We start from the raw sequence: 16,772 nt of genomic DNA, 5'->3' as shown, positions 1-16,772 counted from the left end.
ACTTGCTCGTTGACGGCCGGCTGAATAGAGCGCCCGGCCAATGTGCGCTCGCCGGTTCCTCATCTTCGTCTTCATCATGATCCTGCTGTTCGTCGCTGGAGCATTCGCGATCTATCAGTTCGGGCAGCAGGTGCTGATCAGCCAGGCGACACCGCAGGGGCATTTCCAGGCGCCGTCGCCCCGCACCGGCCCCGACTATTCGAAGCTCGACAGCTGGGTCGCCCGGCCAGAGCTTACCGGCAACCCGGCGACGACCAGCTTCTCCGGCGGGCGCCCCGCCCCAGTCCCCGCAGGCGACGCGGCCGTTTTCTACGTCCATCCGACGACCTACTTGCGCCGCGATCGCTGGAACGGGCCGATCGACGACCGGGAAAGCCGCCAGCGAACCGACCTGTTCGTGCGCAGCCAGGCCAGCGCCTTCTCACCCTCCGGAGCAGTCTGGGCTCCGCTCTATCGTCAGGCGGCATTCGGCGCGTTCCTGCTCAGGAGCAGCGATGCCGAAAAGGCGCTGGCCCTAGCCTACTCGGACGTCTCCGCCGCATTTGCCGAGTTCCTCGAGCGCAATCCAACCGGTCCGGTCATTCTCGCCGCCCACAGCCAGGGCGCGCTGCACTTGTCGCACCTGCTTCGTGACCATGCCGACGGCCTCAAGGGACGCCTGGTCGCGGCTTATGTCGTCGGCTGGCCGCTGAGCACCAGCGCCGACCTACCGGCGATGAAGCTTGGCGCCTGCACATCGCCTGAGGAGACCGGTTGTGTGCTGTCCTGGCAGAGTTTCGGGTCGCCTGCGAACCCCGACCTGATCATGGACGCGTGGGAAGGCACGCAGGGACCGACAGGGCTGAAGAGGGAGCGGAAGGACATGCTCTGCGTAAACCCGCTGACCGGCACCAGGGACGGCGCGGCCGCACCGACCGCCAATCCCGGCACCTTGATCCCCACTGCCAATTTCGCGTCGGCAACGCTGGAGGCGGACCGTGTCGGCGCGCGCTGCGACAACGGGCTGTTGCTGGTCGACGGCGACATCCCGCCGCTCGGGCCGTTCGTACTGCCCGGCAACAATTATCACGTCTATGACTATGCGCTGTTCTGGGGCGCCATTCGGGACGATGCGGGGCGGAGGCTTGCCGCTTGGCAGAAGCGTTGATCACGTCCGCTCCCGCCGAATTCGCCGAGGCTACCCGCACGGGAAGCTCGCCGGACTGGATGTCGGCACGAAGACCGTCGGATTGGCCGTGTGCGATGCCGGCTGGAGCTTTGCCGGACCGTCCGAAACTCTCCGGCGGACCAAATTCACCGCCGACCTCGAACACCTCAGAAAGTTCGTTGAACGGGAACAGGTAAAGGGTCTTGTCCTTGGACTTCCTCTCAACATGGACGGCACGGATTCGCCGCGGACGCAGTCGGTCCGCGCCTTCGCCCGCAATCTCGCTCCATTGGGCCTGCCCATCCTCCTATGGGACGAGCGCTGGTCCACCCAGGCAGTTGAGCGGGCGATGATCGAGGCCGACGTCAGCCGCTCGAAGCGCGCGGAGAAGGTCGATGCCCTCGCCGCCGCCCACATCCTGCAGGGCGCGATCGATGCGCTGGCCAACCTGCCGCAGCAGCATTAGTCGGTCTGCTTCGTGAACCTCATCTCAATCGATTCGCTGAGCGACGCCCAGATCGAGCGCATTCTCGACCGCGGCCAGCGGTGGTTCGAGTATAATCGCTCGGGCTCGCGGGGGCAGGACAAGAGCCTGCACGACAAGCTCGTCTTCAACCTGTTCTACGAAAACTCGACCCGCACCGCGATGTCCTTCGCGGCCGCTGCGCACCGTCTGGGCGCCTCGCCCGTGTTCCTCCCGGTCGAACAGTCTTCGATCAAGAAGGGCGAAACCTTCGAGGACACGGCGCGGACGCTCAACGCCATGCGCCCCGACGTCGTCGTGATCCGCCACCGCGAGAACGGCGCTCCGGCGGCCATGACCGAATTGATGGATTGTGCCGTGATCAATGCCGGAGACGGTACCAACGAGCATCCGACGCAGGCGCTCCTGGATGCGCTGGCGCTTCAGATCCGCTTCGGTGACTTGAGTGGCCTGAAGGTCGCAATTTGCGGCGACATTCGCCACAGCCGCGTCGCCCGGTCCAACGCCAAGCTCCTCCCCCGTCTCGGGGCCGAGGTCAGGCTGGCGGGCCCGCCGTCCCTGCTTCCAGGCGACATCCCTGCCCTTTCGATCGATGAGGCCATCGACGGCGCGGATGTAGTGATGATGCTCCGGGTCCAGCGCGAACGCTTGGAAGAGGACCTCGGGGATGGCCCAGGAGAATATCTTGAGCGCTACGGCCTGACAGCGGAACGCCTTGGCAGGGCCGCTCCGGACGCTGTGGTCATGCATCCTGGGCCGATGAACAGGAACGTCGAGATCGCCGACGATGTCGCCGACGATCCCGAACGTTCCTTGATCTTGCTTCAGGTCGAGGCTGGCGTGGCCACGCGAATGGCCTGCCTCGAGCTCGTTACCGGCGGCTGATCACCGCGACGCGAATTGCACCGGCGAGTCGCCGGCCACACCGCGAACGAAGCAGGTCCCGCCCTTGCCGCGCAGTGCGGAGCAGCTCGACGCCGCTTCAGACTGGCTTCCGAAGCCACGGATCGACAGGCGCCACACGGTACCCTTCGGTCCATCGAAGCGGGCGACCATCGGCGAGTATTTCCGCAAGCCCGGGTACTTCTTCGAAAGCTGCGCCCAAGCCGCCGAAACGCGAGCTTCGGAGCTGTAGGCGCCGATCTGAACCACGGCCTTCGACTTGCCGGACGCAGAAGCAAGCGCCGGACGCGCCGGAGCCGCCGCCTTCTTGGCCTTCGCTGGCTTTGCCTTCGGAGCAAAGTTCGAAGACATCATCGCGAATGCAGCCGGGGCTTCGGGCGAAACCGCAGCAGCTACGGCAATTGCCTCACGCTGCTCAACGACGGGAGCGGGAGCAGGCGCCGGAGCCAGCTCGTCCGGTTGCGACACCGGGGTGGAATAATAAGGCGCGTTCGGCACTGGAGCCGCTTCCGCGACCTGCACAGGCGCCGGAGCAGCGGCCGCTTGAGCAACCCGAGTGTTCGAGCTGCCGTTCAGCGCCAGGCGGACCGGCTGACCGGGATCGCCGACTACCGACGGCGTCACGCCAGTCAGCGCGGCAACCTGGTCGTAGGCGTGCGCCGGCTTGGCAAGCGACATCCACTGCTGGACGCGAGCGTCGACCTGATCAGCCGGAAGATCCTGCGAAGCGACGATTCGGGCATTGTTCCAGTCGCCGCTGAGGCCCAGCGCGAGCGCCAGGTTCTGGCGGACCCGGGCATCAGCGCCGTTGGCGCGAGCCGCAACGTCGAGGATCTGCACCGCATCGGCCGAACGACCAGCAAGAGCGAGAGCAAGGCCATAATCCGCCGGATCGACGATGCTCTGCGACTGCTGGAGAAGCGAAATCGCTTCGTCATTCTTGCCCTGGGCGATCTGGACCAGTGCGCGCTTCAGGATGACCGACGGCTGCATCGCGGCCAACGACAGCGAGTCGCCATAAGCCGCTTCCGCCGAAGCGAAGCGGCCGGCACCGAAATAAGCGTTGCCGAGCAGGCCGCGAACGTTGGCGTCCTGCGGGCTCGCCTCGACTGCGCTCTCGGCAAGGCCGACGGCGGATGCATAGTCATTGGAGTCGATCGCCATTTGCGCGCGAAGGGCATAGGCCATGTTGGCCTTGCCCTTCGAAACCTGCGCGCTTCGCGACATCGGTGACGCGCATCCGGCGACCATGGTAGCCAGTGCGACAGCGGAAACTGCAGTTCCCAAGCGAAGCGGTTTCATTTGCCTTACCCCTTGCGTTTGGCCTCGTCAGGCCAGTGCTTACCCTTTGCGTTTGGCCTTTTCGGCCATCGCCTCCAGCTCCGGCATTCCGCCGAGAAACTGATCGAGCGCGTCGGTGACGAGAAGCTGAGCCGAACGCCCATTGAGGGCACAGGCCAGACGCAGCTTCAGATGACGCTCCGGATCGAGCCGAAGTGTGAACGCAGCCTTCCCCTTGCTGCCCGGAGCCGAACGCGGCTTCGAGACACGACGAGCGACCGGAGCCGGAGCCGAGGGCACCACGTACATCGGGACCTTGGCTTCGACGGGCTGCACCGGCAGTTCGTCGGATTCATTAACGAGCTCGGCGGTCTCATCGACCTCCTCACCCTCGTCGGAAACGTCTAGCGGTTCCTGGAACGCGTTTTCGATTTCCGCGTGCTGCGAATGCACGGGCGAGTTCACTGGCGTGAGTCCGGCATGGCCGTGAAGCGCAGGATGCTCGGCGATCGGCTCACCAAAAGCGTCATGTTCTGCATCACGCGGCGTTTCCGCAGGCTTGGGAGCCTCGAAACCCATGTCGTTCCAGCCGAGATCTTCTAGATTTCCACCGATCTGGCCAAAACCCTGGGGACGCATCGCCGGGCGAGCGCCACCCTTGCGGGCCAGCAATCCGGAAGAGAGAGAAGCGAAAGGCTTCGGTTCGGACATCACTTAAGTCGCCTCCTTACTGGCCGACCACACGACGGCCGAAGCCGCCAACCGGGCGAGGCGTGGATGGAGCCGCCGAAGAGGCTCCGGGCGCCGCGAAAACCGTGCGGCGAAAATTCTTTTCGAGACGATCCGAGATGTAGTCCCAAAGCTCGGTCACTTCCTGGGCCGAGCGGCCGTTCGGGTCGACTTCCATCACCGTGCGGCCGTCGATCATCGACGCTGCGAAATCCGTGCGGTGGTGAAGCGTGACCGGGGCGACCGTTCCGTGCTGCGAGAGCGCGACGGCGGCTTCGTAGGTGATCTTGGCTTTGGGCGTCGCTGCGTTGACGACGAAAATCAACGGCTTGCCGGCGCGGTCGCAAAGATCGACCGTCGCACCAACAGCGCGAAGATCGTGCGGGCTCGGACGGGTCGGGATAACGATCAGCTCGGCGACGGCGATGACGCTTTGGATCGCCATGGTGATGGCCGGCGGCGTGTCGATGACCGCCAGGCGGAAGCCCTGCTGGCGAAGGACTTCGAGGTCGGAGGCCAAGCGAGCGACGGTGGTTTGGGCAAAGGCCGGCATTTCGGCCTCGCGCTCGTTCCACCAGTCGGCAAGGCTGCCCTGCGGATCGATGTCGATCAGGCAGACCGGGCCTGCCCCCGCCAGCTGCGCCTGCACCGCAAGATGTCCGGACAAGGTCGTCTTTCCCGACCCGCCTTCTGCGATGCCATTGCCAGAACGCGCATGCTTTTCCCCTCGCCGAAGCTTTCAATTCGACGTCGGGAGTGACACCCAAGGCGCTAAAATCTGGTTAACATCGTCAAGAGACTGTTGCTGTTGAAGCGGCGAGGATTACGGTTGTCGCACAAGGAGTCGGAGCCAAATGCGTACCAGGCCCTGGAGTGCAGCCTTTTTCCTCGCATCGCTCGCCTGGGCGATGCCAGTTGCGGCGCAGGCCGTGAAATCCGGTATCGATGCCTGGCAGCAGGGCGATTACGCCAATGCGATTGCGATCTGGCGTCCCCTCGCCGAGGCCGGCGACGCAGATGCGGCGTTCAACATGGGCCAGGCCTACCGACTTGGGCGCGGCGTGCTTGTCGATCTTGGCGCAGCGCAAGGCTGGTTCGAGAAAGCGGCGCTCAAAGGCCATGTGGACGCGCAGGCCACGCTCGGCCTGCTGCTTTTCCAGAACGGAAATCAGGCGGATGGCCTGAAATGGCTCAAGGCGGCTTCCGAGAAAGGCGATGCACGGGCGATGCTCGTCTATGGAACCGCGCTGTTCAACGGTGACGGCGTCGCGCAGGATCCTGTTCTCGGTTACGCCTACGTCAGCCGGTCCGCGGCCCAGGGTCTTGAGCCGGCAAGGAATACGCTCGCGCAGATGGACGGCATCATGCCGCTTGAGCAACGCAAGAAGGGCGTCGCGCTGGCGATGCAAAAAGCGAAAACGCAAACCGCTGCTCCCAAACCGAAGCCGGCAACTCCGGCAAAGTCGGCTCCGAAGGTCGCGGTTCGAGAGACTGCAGTGACGTCACCCGCCACCGGTACCTGGCGCATCCAGCTCGGCGCGTTTTCGCAACGATCCTCGGCGGAAGCGCTGTACAAGCGGCTTGCAAGCAATGCGCCTGTGGCGGGCCGGCAGCCGTTCTTGGTTCCAGCGGGTGCAGTCACTCGCCTCCAGGTTGGTCCGTATCAAAGCAAGGCGGCTGCCGCGGCAGCTTGCAATACCCTATCTGCAAAGGGTCAGGCCTGCTTCCCGGTGCCTGCGAAATAGGCCGCTAGCCGACGACCCAGTCGCGACGGCGAATGCCCTGCGCCCAGAGCAATGCGTCCAGTCCATGATGATCGAGGCGTGCGTCCGCGACCTCCGCCAGCGCCGGCTTCGCACGAAAGGCCACGCCGAGTCCGGCTTCCTCGACCATCAGCCGGTCGTTGGCGCCGTCGCCTACAGCCAGCACCTGATCGGGCGAAAGACCAAGCTCAGACCGCATCTCGACCAGCGCTTCGACCTTTGATTGCGCGTCGACGATCGGGTCTTCCACGGATCCGCTGAGAAGGCCGCCATCGAACAGCAGCCGGTTGGCCCTGATCGAATTGAAGCCGAGCAACTTGGCAATTGGGTCGGCGAACGACACGAACCCGCCGGTGACGAGCATGCAATAGGCGCCACCGACGCGCATGGTGCGGATGAGCGTTGCTGCCCCGGGGTTCGGGATCACGCGTTCCTTGACACAGCGCTGGATGGACTCCTCATCGAGTCCGGAAAGCATCGCTACCCGCTCACGAAGCGCCGACTTGAAGTCGAGCTTGCCTTGCATGGCGCGCTCGGTGATCTCGGCAATCTCGCGCTTCAGGCCTGCGAAATCCGCGAGCTCGTCGATGCATTCCTGCCCGACAATGGTCGAATCCATGTCCGCGACAAGCAACCGCTTGAAACGGTTCTCCTCCGGCTGAACGAACACGTCGACGCCCTCCATGCCGTCGAGCGCCCAGCGAATGGCCTTGAGATCGCCGCTGACCTTGAGGTCGACCGCGTCGCCCTCGTCGATCCAGGCAGCGAACGCGGCCTTCGGGTCGATCTCGCGCAGCGAGCCGAGGGCGCGGTCGATCAGCCTGTCATCGAGGCATCCGGCTGCTATCAGGGTCACAATGGCCATGCGGGTCGAAAAACCTCCTGTCGCTCTCATTGCCGGCCGACCGCAAGCGGCAAGTCGGGTCTGGCGTTGCGCCTTGCAGAGCAAATCGGCGGGGTGATCGTCAACGCCGACAGCGCACAGATTTATCGCGACCTTCCGATTCTGAGCGCTGCTCCGAGGCCCGAGGAGACGGCGCGTGCTGAGCATCGCCTCTACGCCGTGCGCGACGGGGCCGACCCATGCTCCGCTGCCGAGTGGGCCCAGATGGCCAAGCGGGAAATCTCTCACATTCATGCAATCTCAAAGGTGCCGATTTTGGTTGGCGGCACGGGACTTTATCTTCGGACGCTGCTGGACGGCATCGCACCCGTTCCCGCAATCGATCCCGAGATTCGCAGGTTGGTCCGAGACGCGTCGGTGGCCAAGAACCGAGAAAAGCTTGCCGCGCTCGACCCGGTCGCCGCCGGGAGGCTAAAGGCAACTGACACCACGCGCATCGCAAGAGCGCTGGAGGTCGTGCTTTCGACCAAGATCACGCTGGCAGAGTGGCAGCAACGACGAGAAGGCGGGATTTCGCATGCCATCTCGCTGGCGCCGATCATTCTTCTTCCGCCCCGTGAGTGGCTTTATCGGCGGTGTGACGAACGGTTCAGCGAAATGGTCGATCGAGGAGCGGCGGCGGAAGTCCGCTCCCTCCTCGCGAGAAATCTGGACCCTGCCCTGCCCGTCATGCGAGCGATCGGCGTCCGAGAAATTGCCGGATGGCTCAAAGGTGACGTCACTCGTGACGAGGCGATTGCCTCGGGCCAGCAGGCTACGCGTCGTTACGCCAAGCGCCAATATACGTGGTTTGCACATCAGCCGCCGGAGGCCTGGCCCAGGTTTCGCGAGCCGTTTGAAGGAAAGTCGATAGAAGCAGCGCTGGCCCTGCTCGGATCGAAGCCGTAAGCGCGAAAGCCATGGACCTGCTTCGCGATCGGGACATCGACATTGGGCCGCTGGCGGGCAAAAGGGTGGCCATCCTCGGCTATGGCAACCAGGGACGCGCGCAGGCGCTCAACCTCAAGGACAGCGGAATCGACGTCGTCGTGGGCCTGCGCGGCGCATCGGGAAGCGCTCGGGCTGCCGAGGAAGCCGGACTGGAGATCGCGCTTGTCGAGGAAGCCACCGCCTCGGCTGACGTCATCATGTTTCTCGCGCCCGACGAAGCGCTTGCCGGGATTTACAGGGAAGTCGAAGCGCGCATCCGCTACGGCGCCGCGATCGGCTTCAGCCACGGCCTGACCGTCCACTTCGGGCAAATTCATCCGAGGCACGACCTCGACGTCTTCATGGTGGCGCCCAAGGGTCCGGGCGTCGCGTTGCGGTCCCTCTACGAGCGCGGCAAGGGCATGGTCGGAGTCTGGGCCGTTGCGCAGGATGCCAGCGGCAAGGCCCGTGATCTGGCACTCGCTTACGGGAAAGCGATTGGATGCGCTCGCGCCGGCCTGATCGCATCGAGCTTCGCCGAGGAATGCGAAGCGGACCTGTTCAACGAGGGCGCGGTTGTCTGGGGTGCGGTTCCCGAGATCCTGGTCGCCGGGTTCGAAACGCTCGTGGAGGCCGGCGTGTCACCCGAGCTCGCCTACCTGGAATGCGTCGGAGAGTTGAAGCTTCTTGCCGATCTCATCGAAGCGCGCGGGATTGCCGGAATGCGCGAGGCGATCTCGAACACGGCGGAGCTTGGCGCGGCGCTTGGCGGGCCGCGTGTGGTGGACGAGCATGTGAGGCAGAATATGCGTCAGGTCCTCGAGGACGTGCGCAGCGGTCGGTTTGCCGAGGCGTTGCGAAGAGAAGCTGCCGACGGCTACCCTGAGTTGGAAGGCGCCCGCGCAAGATCACACAGCCATCAGATGGAACGGGTTTTCCAGGACCTGAAGAGCCTCGGCGGCTCCTAGCCGACTTGCTCGGGAAGATCGGTGACCCTGGCTCCGATCGACGCGCGCTCCGTGTAGACCCGCTGGAGCCGGCGGTGCGCGTCGGCTGCGTCCCTATCTTTGGCAGAAAGCGCCAGTTCGAGCTCCTCGGCAGCGCGTTGGGCGAAATAGACGCGATCGCCGTTGACGTTGCTTGAGTTGTCCATGACCGGTCTCCTTCGGACGGCGTCAAGCTTAGCAGGCGGCAGCCGACTTGTCGCTGGAAAACGCCGGATTTCAGCGCCTTCCGAACAGCTTTTCCATCTCGGCGTGGCCGAGCTTTACCCAGGTCGGCCGCCCATGGTTGCACTGGCCGGAGCGCGGCGTGACCTCCATTTCCCGGAGGAGGGCGTTCATTTCGACAACCGAGAGCACGCGACCGGCCCGTACGGAGCCATGACAGGCGATGGTCGCCGCGACGTGATCGAGCTTCTCCTGGAGTGAAAAGGCGCTGCCAAGCTCGGCAAGTTCGGCTGCCAGATCGGACAGAAGGTCGCGAACGTCCGTTTTGCCGAGCGCAGCCGGCGTCGAGCGAACCAGGATTGCGGTCGGGCCGAAGCGCTCGATTTCCAGGCCGAGCGCTTCGAGGTCGGGCATGGCCGCTTCCAACCGGTCGCAATCGGGCTCGTCGAGGTCGACGACCTCCGGCATGAGCAAGGGCTGGCGTGGAATGGCGCCTCCCTCTCGTGCCGCGCGCATTCGCTCCAGGACCAGGCGTTCGTGCGCGGCATGCTGGTCGACGATCACCAGGCCGTCCTCCGCCTCGGCGACGATGTAGGTCGCTGAAACCTGGCCGCGGGCCACTCCGAGCGGGTGTTTCGGCACTTCGGCAACCGCCGGTTCTGCACGAGCGGCGGGAGCGTGATCGAACAGCGCCCGCGCTTCCTGAAGCCTGCTCTCTCCTAAGGTAGGTGGAGGCGCCCAGGTCTCGGGAACACGGTCTCGCTGTTCGTCGTAGGACACGCTTGTCGTCCACAGCACCGGTGCAGCGGCCTGCTCACGCGTCGCGCTCTTCTGGCTGGCCTCGTCCAGCGCCGCGCGAATTCCCCCGACGATTAGTCCGCGGACGGCGGTCGGATCGCGGAATCGCACTTCGGTCTTCGCCGGATGCACGTTGACGTCGACCTCTTCGAGTGGGACCGAAAGGAACAAAGCGGCGATGGGATGCCGGTCCCGGGCGATCAGATCGCGGTAAGCGCCGCGAAGCGCTCCGACGAGCAGCCGGTCCTTTACCGGGCGCGCATTGACGAAAAGATATTGCTGGTCGGCCATACCGCGGTTGAAGGTCGGCAGGCTGACCACGCCTGTCAGGCCCATGCCGTTCCGCTCGCAGTCGATGCCGATGCCGTTCCTGTCGAGCTCCGCGCTGAGCAGCTCGGCAATTCGCTGCGGCGGCGTTGTCGGCTGGAGCGACAGGATGCGGCGGCCGTCGTGCTCGAGCTGAAAGGCGACGTCGCTTCGTGCCATGGCCAATCGCCTGACGGCATCCAGGCAAGCGGCATATTCGGCTCGCGGGCTTCGCAAAAACTTACGTCTTGCCGGTATCTTGTCGAAAAGAGCTTCGATTCGAACGAAAGTTCCTGGGGTATCGAGGCCGGACCCTCGCCCACCAGCGATCCATGGTCGATCTGGATCTGCCAGCCATCGCCACCCCTGACCCGGCTCTGGAGCGTGAAGCGCGAGACGCTGGCGATGGATGGGAGCGCCTCGCCCCGGAAGCCGAAGCTGGTCACCCGGTCGAGGACATCGTCAGGAAGTTTGGACGTCGCGTGACGCTCCAGCGCCAGCCGCATCTCATCGGGGACCATCCCGCAGCCATCGTCGGCGACCTCGACCAGTTCCAGACCGCCATTGATCAGGCGGATTCTGACTGTGGTCGCATCGGCGTCTAGGGCGTTTTCAACAAGCTCCTTGAGGGCGCTCGCGGGGCGTTCTACGACCTCGCCAGCGGCGATGCGATTCACGAGCTCGGACGGTAGCCTTCTTATTGACATGTTAACCGTTCCTAGCCGATTACGACCGGGCCAGCGAAGCGCTGATTTCTGCGAAAAATTCAGTTTGCATTCAATGGGATGAGTTTAATGGCCGGTTAATCAGCAGGATAGGGCCTGTTGGGTTGATCGAGCAAAGGGCGAGAGACGGGGAAGAATGTTCTGGACGCGCTGGTTCAAGTGGATGTCGCACGACATGGCGATCGATTTGGGGACCGCCAATACGCTGGTTTACGTTCGTGGCCGCGGCATCGTTCTGAACGAGCCGTCAGTGGTCGCGATTGAGACCATCAACGGCGTCAAGAAGGTCAAGGCTGTTGGCGACGATGCCAAGCTGATGATGGGCAAGACGCCCGACCAGATCGAGGCCATCCGTCCCCTTCGTGACGGCGTCATTGCCGACATCGACGTCGCCGAGCAGATGATCAAGCACTTCATCCACAAGGTGCATGGCGGCAAGATGCGCGCCTGGCGCTTTCCGGAAATCGTGATCTGCGTCCCTTCGGGTTCGACCTCGGTCGAGCGCCGCGCGATCCGCGATGCGGCGTCGAACGCCGGCGCCAGCGCCGTCTACCTGATCGAGGAGCCGATGGCCGCCGCGATCGGCGCCGACATGCCGGTGACGCAGCCGATCGGCTCGATGGTTGTCGATATCGGTGGCGGCACGACCGAAGTCGCGGTGCTCTCCCTCCGCGGCCTGGCCTACACCACCTCGGTGCGCGTCGGCGGCGACAAGATGGACGAGGCCATCAGCTCCTACGTCCGCCGCAACCACAACCTTCTCATCGGTGAAGCCACGGCCGAGCGGATCAAGAAGGAAGTCGGAATCGCCAAGCCGCCGACCGACGGTGTCGGCAAGACGGTCCACATCAAGGGCCGCGACCTCGTGAACGGCGTTCCCAAGGAGATCTCGATCAACCAGGGCCAGATTGCCGAGGCGCTTTCGGAGCCCGTGGGACGATCGTCGAGGGCGTCCGCATCGCGCTTGAGAATACGGCGCCGGAGCTGGCAGCCGACATCTGCGATCAGGGCATTGTGCTCACCGGTGGCGGAGCGCTCCTCCAGGGACTGGACGAAGTGCTTCGTGACGAAACCGGCCTTCCGGTCACGGTCGCCGAGGATCCGCTGACCTGCGTCGCTCTGGGCACTGGCCGGGCGCTCGAGGAAGAGCAGTTCCGCGGCGTCCTGCAAACCGCGTAAGGGTGCGTTGAGGGGTGGCGGCCACCCGTCCAGGCTGGTCGCGACGCGCTCAGTACGGGCTGTTCTTTAGCTTTCTGGCCGCCATCGCAGGCCTCCTGATCGGCTTGTTTCTCCTTGCTTTATCGTTGGTTGCCCCGAAGAGTTATGCTACGGTGAGAGGGTTGCTCTCGACGCCACCGCACCGGTGACATCGGGACGCGCGCCGTCACCGATACGGTCGCCGGCGTTTTCACCGGAGCCGGCAACTATTGGGACGCCGCGCGCCAGAACGCTCAGCTGAAGCGCGAACGCGAACTGATGATGCAGCGAATTGTCGAGGCGCGCGCGATCTCGCTGGAGAATCAGGAACTGAAAAAGGCTCTGGAGCTTCGCGAGCATGCACCTGCCGTCGTCGCGAGCGGCCGCATTGTCGGGTCCTCTTTCAACAGCCCCCGGCGGTACGCCATTCTCTCCGTGGGGTCATCCGACGGCGTCCGCGTTGGCATGCCTGTTCGATCGTCCAACGGGCTGATCGGCCGCATCGTCGACACTGGCGCCCTCGCCTCGCGCATTCTTCTTGTTTCCGACAGGGCCAGCATTGTCCCCGCCAAGATCCTTCGGGATGGCCAACCGGTCATCAGCCAGGGGCGCGGCGACGGGACTATCGACTTGCGTCCTCTCGAAGTCGGGCGAAATCCGTTCAAACCCGGTGATATCGTGATCACCTCCGGGACCGGCGGCCTCTACCCTCCGCTCGTGCCGATCGCCCGGGTAGTGAGACTCGATGACGATGGCGCCATCGCCATCCCCCTCGCCGACCCAAGCTCCACGAGCTTCGCGCTTGTCGAGGCGCCCTATGAGCCTTCGGCCGTGGCCGAGGAGGCAGGCGCCGCGACGGAGGGCGAGTAATGGTTCGTGCCGCTCTCGCCCAAGGCCGGAACATCGGCCAGGGGCCGGTTTCCGGAGCACAATACGTCCCCGCGATCTCGGTCCTCGTGGCAAGCCTGCTAATCACACTTCCCATCGTCTCGGAAAGGGGCTGGTTTCCGGATTTTGGTTTCCTCGTGCTGATTTCATGGCGCCTCCTTCGTTCGGATTGCTGGCCAAGCTGGTGGGCAGCACCGATGGCTTGTTCAACGATCTGGTTTCAGGCCACCCGATCGGACTCTCGGTTACTGTCTGGACTGCAGCCATGCTCGCGCTCGATCTTGCCGACCGTCGCACCATGTGGCGCGGATACTGGCTGGAGTGGGCTCTCGCCGCGCTCTTATTGCTGGGCAACGAAGCGGCGGAATGGCGCATTGCCCAAGTCATGGGCGCTCCAATGCCATTCCGGACGATCCTCCCCCCGCTGTTGCTTTCGGTGCTGGCTTTCCCGATCGTCGCCTGGATCGTGTCGCGGATCGATCGCTGGAGGTTGGGCCGGTGAAGATGGAGAAACGCTTCTCCTCCGTACACCAGACCATCACCTTTTCCCGGAGGATGATGCTGCTTGCAGGCGGCCAGGCGGCGGTCGGGGCGGTCCTGCTCGGTCGCCTTGGCTGGCTGTCGGTCAGGGAGAACGAGCGGTATCAACTTCTGTCAGAGAGCAACCGGGTCCAGCTGATCCCCGTACCGCCTCGCCGCGGCTGGATCATTGACCGGAACAAGGTTCCGATCGCGATCAATCGCTCGAGCTTCCGCATCGACCTGATCCCGCAGCAGCTCGAGGAGCCGGAGAAGACTCTCAAGACGCTCGTTGAGCTGCTTGACCTCAGCACAGATGACGTGGATCGCATCCTGCGCGAACTGAAGCAGGGTCGTGGGTTCCAGGCGGTGCAGGTCGCCGAAAACGTCTCGTTCGAGCAATATGCAGCGGTCACGGTTCGATTGCCTGACCTGCCCGGGTACAGGCCACCCGGGCTTCTCGCGCTACTATCCCGACGGTCCCGCAGTTGCCCATCTCGTGGGTATGTCGGCACTGCCAACGCGAAGGAATATGAGGCCGAGGACAAGAACCCCTTGCTGATCATCCCAGGTGTGAAGATCGGAAAGCAGGGCCTTGAGAAGTCACTGGAAAAATATCTTCGTGGGACTCCCGGTGGTCAACGTGTCGAGGTCACTGCTCGCGGCAAGCTGGTGAAGGAACTCGATCCCAAGCCCGATCGCAGCGGGCAGACCGTGCAGCTGACAATCGACCAAGGCCTGCAGCTCTACGCGTCGCGGCGAATGGGCGATCAGTCCGGTTCCCTCGTCGCCATGGACGTGGCCAACGGCGACCTTCTCGCGTTCGTATCGATGCCAGCCTTCGACCCGAATAGCTTTAGTGAGGGCATCGGCCGGACCGAATGGAAGATGTTGTCGGAAAACGACCACATCCCTCTGCTGAACAAGGTCGCCCAAGGTCTCTATCCGTCAGGGTCGACGATTAAGCCTGCGATGGCGCTGGCCTTCCTGGAGCAGGGAGTCGATCCGAAGCGACGGGTTCACTGCGCGGGCGGCTACCAGATCGGAAACCGCTATTTTCGCTGTGACGCTGTGCACGGCTCGATGGATATGCACTCGGCCATCGAGCGCAGCTGCAACACCTATTTCTGGGCGACGGGCCTGATCACCGATCCTACGCTGACGACCAAGATGGTGAACGACCTCGGCTACGGCCAGGAGTTCCAATTACCGATACCGTCCCAGCGTTTCGGCACGATGCCGAACCCGAAATGGCTCGAGAAGAAGTATCATCGCAAGTGGCAAGGATACGATTCGGCGAACACGTCGATCGGTCAGGGCTACGTCTTGGTGAACCCATTGCAGCTTGCGGTCATGCCGGCCCGGCTGGCGTCCGGAAAACTGCTCCAGCCGCGTATGCTGATGAGCGACCCTCAGACGCCTCCTGCGCCCGTGAACGCCAGTCTCGAAAATCAGGAAATCATTCGCAATGCGATGGCCGCAGTCGTCAACGGCAGCGGTACCGCGGTGGCATCGAAACTGCCGCTCGATGGGATCCAGATGGCAGGCAAGACGGGCACCGCCCAAGTGTTCAGGCTGGGCGAGCGCGGCCATCAATCCAACTGGGCCCTTCGCGACCACGCCTTGTTCATCGCCTTCGCGCCTGCCGACAAACCTCGCTACGCGATCGGCTGCATCATCGAGCACGGAGGTTTCGGCGCCTCGGCAGCCGCGCCGATCGTGCGTGATTCGATGACCTATTTGTTCGACAAGGAGAAGGCGATGGCGGCCCTCGCCCCCCTCGAAGAGCAATGGGGCGGGACTCTTGCGGAGCGCAATGCGCGCCAGCTCGCTGCCTTCAAGGCCGCTCCAAGGAACGCGACGTGATTTCCTCAGCGATCATCCCGCAGCCTTTGGCGCGCCTGCCCTGGCGGCTGATCTTCGTCATCGTCGGGATCGCCGGAATCGGCTTCCTCACGCAATATTCGGCGGCGGGCGGCTCAGTACGTCCCTGGGCTATGAAGCAGGGCATTACCGTCCTGTTCTTTCTCTCCGTCGCCGTCGGAATGTCGACAATTCGCGAGGCCACGATCAAGCAGCTCGCCTTCCCAGCCTATGGCGCCATCCTCGTCATGCTGATCATCGTCGAGGCAGTCGGTTTCGTTGGCAAGGGCGCACAACGCTGGATCGATCTTGGTTTCATTCGCCTTCAGCCGAGCGAGTTCATGAAACCCGCAATCGTGATCGTGCTGGCGCGCTTCTACGAACTGCTTCCGGCCGGCGATATCCGCAAATGGCGCGCGATCTGGCCCGCCGTGGCATTGATCGGAGTGCCCTGGGCCTTGATCCTGATTCAGCCCGACCTCGGAACCGCGACGATGGTGCTCCTTGGCGGCGTGTCGGTCATGTTCATCGCCGGAGTCCCACTGCGTGTGTTCCTCATCCCAGCAGGTGTGCTCGGGGCAGCGATTCCAATCGTCTACCAGTTCATGCACGGATATCAGCGGAAGCGGATCGATATCTTCCTGAACCCTGAGAGCGATCCACTCGGCGCCGGCTACCACATTACTCAGTCGAAGATCGCGATCGGTTCCGGCGGCATTTTCGGGAAGGGCTTTCTCAACGGCAGCCAGAGTCACCTCGACTACCTTCCCGAAGGCCATACCGATTTCGCCTTCGCGACCTGGGTCGAGGAATGGGCCTTTTGGGCGGTGCCCTGCTGATCCTGTGCTTCGCGGCGGTGATCGTCTGGGGCCTGCGCGTCGCGTCCAATGCCAAGTCGCGATTTGCACAGCTGACGGCCGCTGGCCTGACCGCGACGATCTTCTTTTATTCGTCGATCAACCTGATGATGGTGATGGGGCTGGCTCCAGTGGTCGGGATTCCCCTTCCCCTGGTCAGCTTCGGTGGATCGGCCGTCATGACCGTCATGATCTGCCTCGGAATCCTGATGTCCCTCGAGCGGCAGCAGAGGACGAAGACGGATCTCACGAGCTAATTGGAGCCAAGACCGGTTGCACACCAAGTTTCAGCGTGCTACCGGCCCCGCCGCTCAAGGCGTGCATCGCCGC

At 63.8% G+C, this 16,772-nt stretch carries 12 protein-coding genes and 5 pseudogenes; 11 read left to right on the top strand and 6 right to left on the bottom strand.

All coding sequences use genetic code 11. The features are described from left to right. The first annotated feature begins 40 nt into the window (after positions 1–40). Genes H9L15_RS10005 through H9L15_RS09995 form a run of 3 tightly spaced genes read left to right on the top strand, consistent with a single transcriptional unit; the run spans position 41 to position 2,516 of the window. Positions 41–1,147, top strand: coding sequence for a DUF3089 domain-containing protein (locus tag H9L15_RS10005; RefSeq protein ID WP_187713982.1), 1,107 nt, complete (start codon positions 41–43; stop codon positions 1,145–1,147). A gap of 19 nt (positions 1,148–1,166) precedes the next feature. Continuing rightward, complete coding sequence (ruvX, locus tag H9L15_RS10000; RefSeq protein ID WP_223276681.1) at positions 1,167–1,613, top strand: Holliday junction resolvase RuvX; 447 nt, start codon at positions 1,167–1,169, stop codon at positions 1,611–1,613. 12 nt (positions 1,614–1,625) lie between these two features. Then, a complete protein-coding gene (locus tag H9L15_RS09995; protein ID WP_187713980.1) occupies positions 1,626–2,516 on the top strand; it encodes an aspartate carbamoyltransferase catalytic subunit in 891 nt (296 codons plus the stop codon). On the opposite strand, the gene H9L15_RS09990 is transcribed toward H9L15_RS09995, so the two are convergent. The 3 genes and pseudogenes from H9L15_RS09990 to H9L15_RS09980 all read right to left on the bottom strand — a co-directional run bounded on the left by H9L15_RS09990 (position 2,517) and on the right by H9L15_RS09980 (position 5,261). Further along, a complete protein-coding gene (locus tag H9L15_RS09990; RefSeq protein WP_187713979.1) occupies positions 2,517–3,761 on the bottom strand; it encodes an SPOR domain-containing protein in 1,245 nt (414 codons plus the stop codon). Between the two features lie 114 nt (positions 3,762–3,875). Further along, positions 3,876–4,526 carry a hypothetical protein gene (locus tag H9L15_RS09985; RefSeq protein ID WP_187713978.1) on the bottom strand — a complete coding sequence of 217 codons (651 nt, stop codon included), beginning with the start codon at positions 4,524–4,526 and terminating at the stop codon, positions 3,876–3,878. Positions 4,527–4,542: 16 nt separating this feature from the next. Then, positions 4,543–5,261 (bottom strand): annotated as a pseudogene (locus H9L15_RS09980) (AAA family ATPase). Between the two features lie 137 nt (positions 5,262–5,398). Here H9L15_RS09980 and H9L15_RS09975 point away from each other — a divergent pair. Beyond that, entirely contained in the window at positions 5,399–6,289 is an 891-nt protein-coding gene (locus tag H9L15_RS09975) for an SPOR domain-containing protein (RefSeq protein WP_187713977.1), read from the top strand. 4 nt (positions 6,290–6,293) lie between these two features. Here H9L15_RS09975 and serB read toward each other — a convergent pair whose 3' ends face one another. Beyond that, positions 6,294–7,172: a phosphoserine phosphatase SerB gene (gene serB / locus H9L15_RS09970; protein ID WP_187713976.1), complete on the bottom strand. Its 879-nt coding sequence runs from the start codon at positions 7,170–7,172 to the stop codon at positions 6,294–6,296. Between serB and miaA the strand changes: the two are divergent. Then, positions 7,165–8,099, top strand: a pseudogene (miaA, locus tag H9L15_RS09965) (tRNA (adenosine(37)-N6)-dimethylallyltransferase MiaA). The gene serB and the pseudogene miaA overlap by 8 nt on opposite strands. Before the next feature lie 11 nt (positions 8,100–8,110). Then, positions 8,111–9,088 carry a ketol-acid reductoisomerase gene (gene ilvC / locus H9L15_RS09960; protein ID WP_187713975.1) on the top strand — a complete coding sequence of 326 codons (978 nt, stop codon included), beginning with the start codon at positions 8,111–8,113 and terminating at the stop codon, positions 9,086–9,088. Here ilvC and H9L15_RS09955 read toward each other — a convergent pair. Continuing rightward, positions 9,085–9,273, bottom strand: a complete 189-nt coding sequence (locus H9L15_RS09955) for a hypothetical protein (protein ID WP_187713974.1) — start codon at positions 9,271–9,273, stop codon at positions 9,085–9,087. The two genes, ilvC and H9L15_RS09955, sit on opposite strands and share 4 nt — an antisense overlap. Before the next feature lie 70 nt (positions 9,274–9,343). After that, positions 9,344–11,100, bottom strand: a pseudogene (mutL, locus tag H9L15_RS09950) (DNA mismatch repair endonuclease MutL). 154 nt (positions 11,101–11,254) lie between these two features. Between mutL and H9L15_RS09945 the strand changes: the two are divergent. The 5 genes and pseudogenes from H9L15_RS09945 (at position 11,255) to rodA (ending at position 16,699) form a co-directional block, all read left to right on the top strand. Continuing rightward, positions 11,255–12,297 (top strand): annotated as a pseudogene (locus H9L15_RS09945) (rod shape-determining protein). 297 nt (positions 12,298–12,594) lie between these two features. Continuing rightward, the gene (gene mreC / locus H9L15_RS09940; protein WP_187713973.1) at positions 12,595–13,185 is read left to right on the top strand and encodes a rod shape-determining protein MreC; all 591 of its coding nucleotides are present in this window, start codon (positions 12,595–12,597) and stop codon (positions 13,183–13,185) included. 166 nt (positions 13,186–13,351) lie between these two features. Then, positions 13,352–13,705, top strand: coding sequence for a hypothetical protein (locus H9L15_RS09935; protein WP_187713972.1), 354 nt, complete (start codon positions 13,352–13,354; stop codon positions 13,703–13,705). Between the two features lie 2 nt (positions 13,706–13,707). Then, positions 13,708–15,588, top strand: a complete 1,881-nt coding sequence (gene mrdA, locus H9L15_RS09930) for a penicillin-binding protein 2 (RefSeq protein WP_223276680.1) — start codon at positions 13,708–13,710, stop codon at positions 15,586–15,588. Further along, a pseudogene (rodA, locus tag H9L15_RS09925) lies at positions 15,585–16,699 on the top strand (rod shape-determining protein RodA). Before mrdA ends, rodA begins: the two are co-directional and overlap by 4 nt. Positions 16,700–16,772: the final 73 nt, after the last annotated feature.

It is taken from the genome of Sphingomonas daechungensis, assembly GCF_014489495.1.
Taxonomy (GTDB): domain Bacteria; phylum Pseudomonadota; class Alphaproteobacteria; order Sphingomonadales; family Sphingomonadaceae; genus Sphingomicrobium; species Sphingomicrobium daechungense.
The sequence above is the reverse complement of the archived record's forward strand: the minus strand, read 5'-3'. Positions and strand labels throughout refer to the sequence as shown.